Source organism: Microbulbifer sp. CNSA002 (genome assembly GCF_047324085.1).
GTDB lineage: Bacteria > Pseudomonadota > Gammaproteobacteria > Pseudomonadales > Cellvibrionaceae > Microbulbifer.
In genome coordinates this window covers 4,803,459-4,815,052 of record NZ_CP172449.1, presented here as the reverse complement: position 1 = coordinate 4,815,052, position 11,594 = coordinate 4,803,459, and the positions used below count along the sequence as shown (strand labels likewise).

General features: G+C 52.9%; 8 protein-coding genes. 3 read left to right on the top strand and 5 right to left on the bottom strand.

Going from position 1 to position 11,594, the window contains the following annotated elements:
* Positions 1 to 72: 72 nt before the first annotated feature.
* The 5 genes from argA to ACG1BZ_RS21200 form a co-directional block, all read right to left on the bottom strand.
* Entirely contained in the window at positions 73 to 1,395 is a 1,323-nt protein-coding gene (gene argA, locus ACG1BZ_RS21220) for an amino-acid N-acetyltransferase (RefSeq protein ID WP_413663566.1), read from the bottom strand.
* A 59-nt stretch (positions 1,396 to 1,454) separates the two neighbouring features.
* On the bottom strand, positions 1,455 to 2,618 hold the full coding sequence (argE, locus tag ACG1BZ_RS21215) for an acetylornithine deacetylase (protein WP_413663565.1): 1,164 nt from the start codon (positions 2,616 to 2,618) through the stop codon (positions 1,455 to 1,457).
* On the bottom strand, positions 2,596 to 3,474 hold the full coding sequence (locus ACG1BZ_RS21210) for a carboxylate/amino acid/amine transporter (protein ID WP_413663564.1): 879 nt from the start codon (positions 3,472 to 3,474) through the stop codon (positions 2,596 to 2,598). Before ACG1BZ_RS21210 ends, argE begins: the two co-directional genes overlap by 23 nt.
* A 183-nt stretch (positions 3,475 to 3,657) precedes the next feature.
* Positions 3,658 to 4,932, bottom strand: a complete 1,275-nt coding sequence (locus tag ACG1BZ_RS21205; protein ID WP_282930993.1) for an inorganic phosphate transporter — start codon at positions 4,930 to 4,932, stop codon at positions 3,658 to 3,660.
* A gap of 10 nt (positions 4,933 to 4,942) precedes the next feature.
* Entirely contained in the window at positions 4,943 to 5,620 is a 678-nt protein-coding gene (locus ACG1BZ_RS21200) for a TIGR00153 family protein (protein WP_413663563.1), read from the bottom strand.
* 146 nt (positions 5,621 to 5,766) lie between these two features.
* Here ACG1BZ_RS21200 and ACG1BZ_RS21195 point away from each other — a divergent pair, with 146 nt between their 5' ends.
* The 3 genes from ACG1BZ_RS21195 (at position 5,767) to ACG1BZ_RS21185 (ending at position 11,567) form a co-directional block, all read left to right on the top strand.
* Positions 5,767 to 7,542: a GspE/PulE family protein gene (locus ACG1BZ_RS21195; protein ID WP_413663562.1), complete on the top strand. Its 1,776-nt coding sequence runs from the start codon at positions 5,767 to 5,769 to the stop codon at positions 7,540 to 7,542.
* A gap of 168 nt (positions 7,543 to 7,710) precedes the next feature.
* Positions 7,711 to 10,554 carry a bifunctional [glutamate--ammonia ligase]-adenylyl-L-tyrosine phosphorylase/[glutamate--ammonia-ligase] adenylyltransferase gene (gene glnE / locus ACG1BZ_RS21190; RefSeq protein WP_413663561.1) on the top strand — a complete coding sequence of 948 codons (2,844 nt, stop codon included), beginning with the start codon at positions 7,711 to 7,713 and terminating at the stop codon, positions 10,552 to 10,554.
* A gap of 59 nt (positions 10,555 to 10,613) precedes the next feature.
* Positions 10,614 to 11,567, top strand: a complete 954-nt coding sequence (locus tag ACG1BZ_RS21185) for a branched-chain amino acid transaminase (RefSeq protein WP_413663560.1) — start codon at positions 10,614 to 10,616, stop codon at positions 11,565 to 11,567.
* Positions 11,568 to 11,594: the final 27 nt, after the last annotated feature.

Below are 11,594 nucleotides of genomic sequence, written 5' to 3'. Positions count from 1 at the left end.
TTCCTGGGATATTTTTGCGCCCAAACTACCCATTAAAGGAGTATTAAGGATAGATATTCCAAATTCCTATGACTAAGTGGACTGACTTTTCCCCAGGCGTTTACGCAGGATTCTCGAATTGCGCTGAATGTTGTACAGGGACTTTCGCGCGGTAGGCAGCTCACTGATACCGACTTGCTCAAAGCCCTGCTCTATAAACCAGTGCTCTGTCTGGGTGGTGAGGACGTAGAGCTCATCAACCTGGACTGTTTGCGCCTGTCTCTCAAGGTGGCGCATCAGCTTGGCACCACGCCCGCCACCGCGAAATTCCGGGTGGCTTGCAAGGCAGGCAACTTCGGCTGCTGTGGTAGTGCCCTTGTCATCCTTAATGGGATACAGAGCTGCACAGGCAACTGGAGTACCATCCACTTCCACAAGCGTGAAGTGTTCAATTTCTGCCTCAAGCTTCTCGCGGGAGCGCCGTACCAAAACGCCATCTTTCTCTAACGGGCGGATCAGTCCAAGAATACCGCCCACATCGGTAATTCGCGCTCTGCGCACAACTTCGTAGCTGTCCCGGTAAATCATGGTACCGGCGCCTTCACGGCGGAACAGCTCCTGAATTAAGGCGCCGTTTTTACAAAAGCTAAGTAGGTGTGTACGGGCGATCCCTGCATTACAGGCTCGAATGGCACAGCGCAGGGTTGCGCTTTGCACCTTGGGTGAAACCTGCTCTGCCTGCAAAATACTTAACTCGTGTACCGGATTTCCGTCCACTTGAAGTTGCTCAGGTTCGCGGAATAGCACTAGTTTCTCGGCGCGCAAAACTCTGGAAGCCTCAGCGGCCAGATCCAAGTAATTGATATTGAAAAGCTCCCCGGTCAGGGATGTGCCCAGGGGAGAAAGGAGTACCAGGGAACCCTGATCTAGGTTTTGCTCCAGAGTGTTGGTGTCCATGCGTCGCACGGTGCCGGTCCAGCCCAGGTCCACGCCATCTAGCACGCCACTGGGACGGGCGGTAACAAAATTGCCCGAGACTACCTTGAGGGCCGAACGTGCCATGGGCGAGTCTGGCAATCCCTGGGAAAATGCGGCTTCAATATCGAAGCGCAGTTTACCCACGACAGACTTAACAATCTCCAATGTCTCTCGATTGGTAATACGCTGGTTCTCGTGAAATCGATTTTCAATGCCGCGCTCATCCAGGGCTCTATTAATTTGTTCCCGCGCGCCGTGCACAACAACCAAGCGAACCCCAAGGCTGGCAAGCAGCGCCATATCGTGTACTAGATTGCGGAAATTGGCGTGCTCTAAAGCGTCGCCGGGGATACCAATTACTAAAGTGCGACCGCGCAGGTCGTTGATGTAAGGTGCCGCGTGGCGAAACCAGTTCAGGGAGGCGTTATCGTCGCTCACTAATTCTTACCGTGTGCAAGTCTTGTGGTGTTAAAGCCCCGGAGGCTGTCGCAGGCAGATTAAAGGCAAAAGCGGCCAATCAAGTCGCGCAGAATGTTGACCATAGGGTTGATACGATCCAGGGCGAGAAATTCATCCGGCTGATGAGCTTGGTCAATATCGCCGGGGCCGAGCACGATAGTGTCAATATTCAAACTCTTCAAGTAGGGCGCTTCAGTACCAAAGGCAACACTTTCAGCGGGATGGCCACAAAGTTGTTCTGCAACTTTTACTAACTCTGAATGGGAATCCTGTTCAAAGGGCGCAGTGCCGGGGAATAAAGAGGCCACTTCCACCTGAATTTTATTGTCTTGTGGAATGGTAAGGATACGTTTGTTTAGTTCTTCCCGCAGGTCCGTAAGCTGCATTCCTGGCAACGGGCGAATATCAAACTGGAGTTCTGTGTGGCCGCAGATCCGATTGGGGTTGTCACCCCCATGGATACAGCCTAAGTTCATCGTGGGTACTGGAACGGCGAATCCGGGGTTGTTGTATTTTTGTTGCCACTCTTTTCGCAGTGTTAATAGTTCACCAATAACTTTATGCATGGCCTCGAGCGCGTTGGCCCCCAAACTGGGATCTGATGAGTGGCCGGATTGCCCAGTAATACGCACTGCTTCCATCATAACCCCCTTGTGCATACGTATCGGGCGAAGCCCGGTGGGCTCACCAATTACCGCGTAGCGCGCTTGGGGTTTGCCAGCCTGCACCAGGGCGCGGGCACCACTCATACTTGTTTCTTCATCGGCTGTTGCCAAAATAATCAATGGTTTTTGTAAAGGCTTGTCGAGAAAAGTCTGCGCAGCCTCGATAACCAGAGGGAAAAAACCCTTCATATCACTGGTGCCGAGACCGTATAAGCGGTTGTCGCGCTCTAAAACCTTAAAGGGGTCCGATTGCCAGCGCCCCGCATCAAAGGGGACTGTATCAGTATGTCCGGATAGAACGAGCCCGCCTTTATCACCACTTTTACCGCCGAGAGTAGCAATCATATTGGCTTTGTTGGGAGATCCCTTTAAAGGCATTACCTCTACATTGAAACCAAGTCCTTCCAACCATCCACCCAGTAGCTCAACCACCGGGCGGTTACCCATATCCAGGGAAGGGTCGGTTGCACTGATACTGGGGCAGGCGATCAGTTGATGTAATTGGGTCTTCAGGTCAGGTACTGCGATACTCGCCATGGTGACTTTCCCTACTCTTGTTGCGCCATTCATTCAAGATAACAGCGGCTCCGATCAGTCCTCCCCCAAGGGCGAGACGGGTTAGATCGGCATCCCGATTCCAGATTAACAGATTTACCAATAAGCCAGCGGGAATCAGTGCATTATTCATTGCGGCCAGGGTACCAGTAGAGACCTGCGTAGCACCCTTGTTCCACAAAAAGTACCCCAGACCTGATGCCACCAACCCCAACCAGAGTAGAGCACCCCATTGCTGTGAGCCCTGTGGGTACTGCGGTTTCCCAAGCAGGAGCCAGGCAATAACAGTGATCAAGCTGGCGCCTACAAAAAACCAAGCGAAGGTTTGTCTCGGGAGGGGGCCTTGCTCTCTGGACATCAGGCGCTTGTATGCCACCTGCCCTACGGCAAAACATAGGTTGGCACCCTGGACGACTGCAAACCCAATCCAAAAGTCGTTACTGGGGGAGCCCCAGCGAATAGTGGCTGCTCCCAATACGGCTGTGGCTGCGATAGTGAGGTTCCAGACAGAAAAGTGCCTGTTAAGGTAGTCCTCAAGGGCGGTGATATACAGGGGAGTGAAAATAGTAAATAGAAGTACTTCGGGGACACTGAGCAGTAAGAATGACTGGTAGTAAAACAAGTGCATCAGCCCCAGTTGTACAGCACCGATCACAATTAAACGTATCGCGGTACGGGGAGGGCAACTCTTCCATTTCAGCATGGGTAGAAATAGCGCTGTGGCAAGGAGCACCCGTGTCATTGCGGAAAAATAGCTATCCACCTGTCCGGCCAGGTAGGCGCCTATCAAACTGAAGGAAAAGGCCCACAGAAGAGTGACAAACAACAGTAATGGCATCAGGGTGGATTCGCAGGCATAGATTGGTCGGCGGGCTCGGCCCAGTTTATTTCCCTAAATATTAATGCCAGAGGAGCGAAATAGATATCGACAGGGAGCCTTACTAAAGTGGTGGATATGAGAGGCATAAAAAAAGGGGGCTTTAGCCCCCTTTGCTGATCTGCTCTGTGTGCTGCTTCGGTTTTAGCCGAACAAGCCTTTGAAGAAGTAGAAGAACAGGATCGCAATACCTGCACCCGCTGGCAGGGTGACTACCCAGGATGCGGCGATAGTGGTGATCATACGCAGGTTCAGGGCGCCAATACCCCGCGCCAGGCCAACACCCAATACCGCGCCCACCAGAGTGTGAGTTGTGGAGATTGGCAGGCCTGTACCAGAAGCCAGTACGACGGTGGAGGCCGCACCCAGCTCGGCAGCGAAGCCACGGCTCGGTGTCAGCTCGGTGATTTTCTTACCGATAGTGGCCATTACCTTAAAGCCGTATGTCGCCAGGCCCACCACGATACCGATACCGCCGAGCAGCAATATCCAGGAAGGCATAGTGGATTTAACGGTGATAGCGCCGCTCTGGATGGTGTTAACTACGGCAGCCAGAGGACCAACGGCGTTGGCGACATCGTTGGAGCCGTGAGCGAAGGCCATGGCACAGGCGGTGAAGACCATCAGGATCGCAAATACGCGCTCGACGTTGGCGAAACGGTTTTCAGCTTCAGCTGCCGGGTCGCGCTGGACGCGCTTGAGCATGGTGACCCCGATACCGGCGACAGCAAGGCCCACCAGGGCGGCGATACCGGCATCCTGGATAAAGCTGAGCTGGATATTGGCATCTTTAAGAACGTGCTTGAGGCCCTTGGTAAGGGTCACCATGGCAATCATCCAGCCCACTGCAAACATGTAGAAGGGGATGTAGCGCTTGGCATTGTTGAAGGGGTCTTCCGTGTCTAGGATCAGGCGCTGGACACTGCGGAATAACAGGAAAGACAGGGTGCCCGCGAGAACTGGGGAGACCACCCAGCTAGCTACGATGCTGCCCACTTTCCCCCAGGCCACTGCATCTGGGGATATACCTACCGCAGAGAAGCCGACAATTGCGCCGACAATAGAATGGGTGGTGGATACCGGCCAGCCGAGAATACTGGCTACCAGCAGCCAGGTGCCCGCCGCCAGCAGTGCCGAAAGCATACCGTATACCAACAGCTGCGGTTGGGCGGCGAAGACTTCAGAATCGATAATGCCTTTGCGGATGGTTGCGGTAACCTCTCCGCCTGCCAAATAGGCGCCGGCAAATTCAAAGATCATGGCGATAACAATCGCCTGCTTGATAGTCAGTGCACGGGAACCTACGGAGGTACCCATGGCGTTGGCTACGTCGTTGGCACCGACGCCCCAGGCCATAAAGAAGCCTGCCACACAGGCCAAAATCAATAATATATGGCCGTATTGACTAATAATTTCCACGCCAAACCCCCTAACGTGCTAACAACAACTGCAATCGGTTGCCCACGCTGTGGGCGCGATCGGCGAGTTCACCGATCCATTCAATAACCCGGTAGAGGAACATAACGTCCACCGGAGGTAAGTCTTTCTCAATAGCAAACAGCGACGCGCGAATTTCGACTTCAAGCTTGTCTGACTTGCGCTCCAGTTCATCCAGCTCTTCGGTCATGCGTTTGGCGATATCCACCTCGCGCCCTGCAAAGCCACTTTCCAGCAACTCGTCCAGTTCGTTGATCGCGCGCAGTGCCTGTGCAGAGGTGGCGACGGCGCTCTCCACAAAGGTGGTCATCAAGGATTGGAGAGGTGCGGGAATCTGCATCTTCCTGCCCACAGCCAGACCAGCGATATCCTGGGCAGTGTTGGCTACCTCATCCTGGGCATGCAGCAATTCCAGCAAGTCAGTCCTGGACACTGGCATAAACAGGCTGTCCGGCAGATGCAGGCGCAGGTCTCTCTTGATATCGTCAGCGCGGTTCTCCGAGGCGGAGATGCGCAGTTGGATCTGTTCTGCCTCTTTGAGGTCACCTTTGATCAGTGCTTCAAAGAAGGGGATCAGGTCAGCCGATGCCTCGTGGGCCGTAGCCATATGCTTCTCGATTGGCTTAATCGGAGAGCGGCCAAATAAGTTGGCAATATTCGACAGGGCCATGGTTAGCTCCATTGCTCAGAATGCGAAAACGGCGGCATGGTACCCCAATCGGGGCAACTTCGTAACAGTGCGTTAACAGCGCACTTTCACAGCTTGATGATAGGGCTACAATGCAACGTCGCCATATGAGAATAAAGGGGTTGCCAATGGCAGAAAGCAGAGTTGCAGACCGAATACTGGAATTGCGCGGATTACTAGAGGATTTGGTGGGGCAGGGCTTTGTTAGCCGAGAGGATGCCAACCGCATCGTAGGTACTCCGCGGACTGCAGAACAGGCCCAGATGCACCCGCTCAGCTATATAGCCAGTTGTGACCTGGCCAACCGCAAGCAACCTGGGAGCTTGCTGAGTAGGGAAGTCCTCAGTGCCTGGTTGGCTGAGAGCTCCTCTCACCCCTTGTATCATATAGACCCGCTTAAGGTTAATGTAAGCGCTGTCACCGAGGTGATGAGCTTTCAGTTTGCCAAGCGACACCAAATTCTCTGTGTTGAGGCGGGCGCTGAAGAGCTGGTGGTAGCAACAGCTCAACCGTTTACCCATGGCTGGGAAGAGCAGCTGGAACATACCACCGGCCGCAGGGTCTGCCGTGTGGTAGCTGATCCGGCCGATATTAAGCGACATTGCGTCGAATTTTACTCCCTTTCCAATTCAATCTCTGGCGCAAGCGGCCTTCAGGGAACCTCAGCAGCAAATAATTTTGAACAGTTGCTGGAGTTGGGCACCTTAAAGGACCCTGAAGCCAACGATCAACACATCGTCAATATCGTCGATTGGTTGTTGCAGCACGCCTTTGACCAGCGAGCCAGTGATATCCATATTGAACCGCGCCGGGAAGTGGGGCGAATACGCTTTCGTATTGATGGTGTTTTGCATCCAATTCATGAGTTACCAGATCAAGTGAATGCTGCGGTTACCAGTCGCCTGAAGATTCTAGGGCGCATGAATGTAGCAGAGAAGCGCAAACCCCAGGATGGCCGTATCAAGACAAAAAGGCCTGATGGCAGTGAGGTGGAGTTGCGCCTCTCTACTTTGCCCACCGCGTTTGGGGAGAAGTTGGTAATGCGTATCTTCGACCCGGAAGTTCTCGCGCGATCTTATTCAGACCTGGGGCTGGGTGGCGATGACTTGGCTCGTTGGCAGACGATGCTGTCACGGCCCAATGGAATCGTACTGGTCACCGGCCCTACCGGCTCGGGGAAAACTACCACTTTGTATACAGGCCTCAAGCAGCTGGCGACTAGTGCGGTGAATGTCTCTACCGTTGAAGACCCTATTGAAATGGTGGAAGAGAGCTTTAACCAAACCCAGGTTCACCATGCCATTGGCTTTGATTTTGCTGCGGGTATCAGAACCCTGATGCGCCAGGATCCAGATATTATCATGGTGGGCGAGATTCGAGATCTGGAAACCGCTCAGATGGCGGTTCAAGCGGCACTGACAGGCCACCTGGTTATCTCAACTCTGCATACCAATGATGCTCCAACAGCAGTCACCCGCTTATTGGATCTGGGCTTGCCCCACTATTTGTTGAAATCCACCATCCTCGGGGTGATGGCCCAGCGCTTGGTGCGCACACTATGTCCCAGTTGCAAGCAGGAGGACAAAATTGAAGAGGCCGATTGGCAGTCTCTGGTAAAACCCTGGAGAGCGCCGCTGCCAGAGAAAGTCTACCGGCCGGAAGGTTGCTTGGAGTGTCGTAATACGGGCTATCGTGGGCGTCAGGGAATTTATGAAATCCTGCCATTTAGCGAGTCGGTACAAGCTATTGTCACCTCCGATTGTGATTTACAGCAACTGCGGCGCCAGGCGATGCGCGAAGGTATGAATAGTCTGAGGCTTTCCGGTGCGAAAAAAGTAGCGGCGGGTTTGACCACTGTGGCAGAGGTATTGAGGGTGGCCCCACCGCCGGATATCGCTTTCTAGCTTGAGAGGCTTCTCTGATAAAACTGTTTGAAGATGTCGAGGCCAATGAAGTGACCCGAGGGGTGGGCTTGCTCGGCCACTCTTCATTGTCCAATACCACCGCTAGCTATCGGAATGCCGATAGCTAGGCAGAATTGCTCGCTGATATTCGCCCAAGGATTGACCCTCATGTTTGACAACATTCAGTGCCCAAAACCCATCCGCGCTCAACTTCAGTCAATGTGGCATGACTGGTGTGAACTGGCGGAGGCCGCGCTTGTTGTTGAGGTGGAGAGCTTGCTGGCAGAGCCATTGCTTGCGCAAGGAGTGGCTCGGAGCTTAATTGGTTCAGAATTTTTTTATCAACAGTGCTGTCGCCGCCCAGAGCTTTTACGGGATTTGTTACTTAAACAAGATCTTGGGCTCTCCCTGCCGACCATAGAAAGTGATGAGGAATTGGATCTTCAATTGCGCTTATTGCGCAACCGGGTAACGACTGAGGTCATATTTCGCGATTTTGCCGGGCAGTGGGATATTCCTCAGGCATGTCTGCGACTTAGTGAATTGGCAGAGCTATCCATTCGTACGGCGATGCAATGGCACCATGAAAAGTTAGTGGATCGCTATGGGGAGCCTCGTAGTAGAGCTGGCGATAATCAGTCGATGGTGGTGTTGGGGATGGGCAAATTGGGAGCCCGGGAACTCAATCTCTCATCGGATATTGACCTGATTTTTGCCTACCCTGAGCCCGGTTATACCGATGGCGAAAAGAGTGTAGAAAATCAGCAGTTTTTCCAAAAACTCGGCCAGCGCTTGATTAAATCGTTGGATGGAATCAATGCGGATGGTTTTGTTTTTCGTGTAGATATGCGTTTGCGCCCCTACGGTGACAGTGGTCCCCTGGTAAGCCATTTCGCCGCTCTGGAGGACTATTACCAGACTCAAGGGCGTGAGTGGGAGCGCTACGCCATGGTCAAAGCTCGCCCTGTTGCCGGCAGGGAGGAGTTTGCTGAAGAGCTGATGGAGTTGTTGCGCCCATTTACTTATCGCCGCTATATCGATTTCAGTGCTATTGATGCTTTGCGTGAAATGAAAGCCCTGATACAGCGGCAAGTGCGCGCTCGCGGTTTAACGGACAATATCAAACTTGGGCGGGGCGGCATACGCGAGTTGGAATTTATTGCCCAGGCATTCCAGTTAATTCGCGGAGGGCGCGAACCCGCGCTGCGCGAGCGCAGCTTGCTCAAGCTACTGCCCCTTTTGGAAAGTGATGGCCATGTTGAACCGGGAGTGGCCAGTGAACTGACCAGTTGTTATTTGCTGCTGCGGAGAGTTGAACACGCACTTCAAGCTTACCGGGATCAGCAGACACAGGCGCTCCCAGCTGAGGAGGGTGAAAGGGAAAAATTGGCATTTGCCCTGGGCCGCGATAATTGGAAGCAATTGGAGAGTGAGCTGGTCGATGTTCGTTCCTTGGTTGAGCGGGAGTTCGATACTGTAATCGCTCCACCAGAGGAAATGGCTGCCCCCAGTGTGGCTGAGGAGTGGCAGGGACTCTGGGCAAGTTGCGGCGACGAATCTGCAAATGAAGAGAATCTGCAGATTTTGGAAAGTACAGGGTTTCTTCCTCCACCGCAGGCACTCGAGCACTTAACGGAGCTGTGCCAGTCAACAATGGTTGCGGCACTACCTGCTTCTTCCCGTGCGCGCCTGGATCAATTTATGCCTACGCTACTGGCCGCAGCAGGGTTACAGGCTGATCCCTTGTTAGTGCTAACCCGTGTTTTACCTTTAGTGCGCTCAGTACTGCGTCGCAGTGCCTATCTCGTCCTGATTAATGAAAATCCCCCCGTGCTCAACCAGCTGGTGCGTCTTTGTAGTGCCAGTCCATGGATTGCTGAGCAACTTGCGCGCCATCCAATTCTGCTGGATGAGTTACTGGATTCCCGCAGGTTACTGGCACCCTCTACGGCGGCAGATATTGCCAATGAGCTGCGTCTCGAATTGTTGCGGATTGATCCTGAAGATCTGGAATTGCAAATGGAGGCGCTTCGATATTTTAAGCAGAGTCAAAGCTTGCGCATTGCGGCACAAGAGGTGAATGGTGCCCTGCCTTTGATGAAAGTCAGTGATTCCCTTACCTGGTTGGCAGAGGCGATATTGCAGCAGTCATTGCAACTCGCCTGGGCACAGATGGTGGATAAATACGGTGTGCCTGCGGGGGCCTCGGCAGAGGACATGCACTTTGCCATTATCGCCTATGGAAAGCTGGGGGGATTGGAGCTTGGCCACGGTTCTGACTTGGATATTGTTTTTGTGCACGATGCGGATGCGATGCAGGTTACCGACGGTAAAACCAGTATTGATAACCTGAGTTTTTTTACCCGACTAGCACAGCGACTTATCCACATATTGCAAACCCGTACACTCAGCGGGCCTCTTTATGAGGTAGACACAAGACTGCGCCCCTCGGGTAATTCAGGACTCTTGGTGACTTCATTGGCTGCCTTTGAAAAATACCAGAGGGAGAGTGCCTGGACCTGGGAGCATCAGGCGCTGGTGAGAGCTCGATCTGTCGCCGGTAGTCTCCGCCTGAGTGAGTCGTTTCAACAGTTGCGTACAAAATTGCTTTGCCAGTCGCGAAAGAGCGATAAATTGCGTGATGAGGTGGTGGAAATGCGCAATAAAATGCGTGCGCACCTCGATAAGAGCAACGATAAAAAGTTTGACTTAAAGCACGGTGAGGGCGGTATTGTCGATATTGAATTTATGGTTCAATATGCTGCTCTGGCCTGGGCAAAAACTTCGCCCTCGATCGTGCGGTATACCGATAATATCCGCATCCTCGAAAGTCTAATTGACGCAGGCCTGATGCCGGCCAAACAAGCCGGACATCTGATCGACGCCTACAAAGCCTACCGATCTGAAGGTCATCGCCTGGCACTACAACAACTGCCAGGGATTGTGAGCGATGACCAATTCACAGCGGAAAGAAAGACCGTTCAAATAAACTGGCAGCAATTACTCGGTTAATACCGGGTTTCTACCTGCTGCCCGATTAAACTGTTTTTCAGGATTTGTAGGAGTTACCCATGTCTTTTGCCGATCGCGACGGCGTTATCTGGTTTGATGGTGAATTGGTCCCCTGGCGCGATGCCCGGGTGCATGTCCTCACTCATACCCTGCACTATGGAATGGGGGTGTTTGAGGGCGTACGTGCTTATGAAACCGATAACGGGACCAGTATCTTTCGTTTGCAAGAGCATACCCGTCGGTTGTTTCGCTCTGCAAAAATAATGAATATCCCAATGCCCTATAGCACTGATGAGCTGAATGAAGCTCAGCGGCTTGTGGTGCGCGAAAATAACCTGCGCCAAGCGTATCTAAGACCAATGGTATTTTATGGGTCAGAGGGAATGGGGTTGCGCGCAGAAAATCTTTCAACCCATGTGATTGTCGCTTCCTGGGAGTGGCCTAGCTATATGAGCCCCGAGGCGCTGGAGCAGGGGATTAAGGTGAATACCTCCTCATACACCCGACACCATGTGAATATCAGCATGTGTAAGGCGAAAGCCAATGGTAACTATATAAACTCGATGCTGGCGTTACAGGAGGCGGTGCGCAATGGTTGCGAGGAGGCGTTATTACTGGACCCTGAGGGTTATGTTGCTGAGGGTAGTGGAGAAAATGTCTTTATTGTTCGCGATGGGACTATTTATACCCCTGAGCTGACGTCGTGCCTGGATGGGATTACCCGCGATACAGTTATTGAGTTGGCTCGGGAGTGTGGCTACAGGGTAGTAGAGAAGCGTATCACGCGAGATGAAGTCTATATCGCTGATGAAGCGTTTTTTACTGGCACAGCGGCGGAAGTATTGCCTATTAGTGAATTGGATGGGCGTTCTATCGGCAGTGGTCGTCGCGGCCCTATCACAGGGCGTTTGCAAAACCTTTATTTTGAGGTGGTACATGGGCGTAGTGCTGCGCATCGGGGCTGGCTCAGTGATGTGGCGGGCCAGGCGGAAGTAAAGATGCGAATAGCATGATGGAAAATAAAAACCCGGCATCGGCCG